The organism is Bacillus sp. SIMBA_005 (genome assembly GCF_046535585.1).
In the GTDB taxonomy this organism is placed as follows: domain Bacteria; phylum Bacillota; class Bacilli; order Bacillales; family Bacillaceae; genus Bacillus; species Bacillus pumilus.
The window spans coordinates 1-270 of the sequence record NZ_JAWRWI010000433.1 but is presented as its reverse complement, the minus strand read 5'-3'; the positions used below and the strand labels follow the sequence as shown (position 1 = coordinate 270).

The following is a 270-nucleotide window of genomic DNA, read 5'->3' as shown; positions in this document are numbered from 1 at the left end:
ATGGGCAATAGCAATAAGAGTCATGTGCTGTCGGGAAGTCAACATTTCTAAGTATTCGTCCCCCCGAGTCTGCACCTTATTGACAACCGAAAATAATGATGCGTAACTTTGTTGCATAAAATGCAGTTCCTTCATTAGTAATTTAATATCCATAAGTTATCTCCCATCTAAATTGTCACCATGTTGACAATTATAATATACATCACAAAGGGAAATAAGTCAACATGGTGACTAATAAGGACGGGTACGGCTTTTTCAAAAATGCCACAG

At 37.4% G+C, this 270-nt stretch carries 1 pseudogene; it reads right to left on the bottom strand.

Going from position 1 to position 270, the window contains the following annotated elements:
* Positions 1–153: pseudogene (locus SB660_RS20775) on the bottom strand (MarR family transcriptional regulator); the annotation flags it as partial.
* Between the last annotated feature and the right edge of the window lie 117 nt (positions 154–270).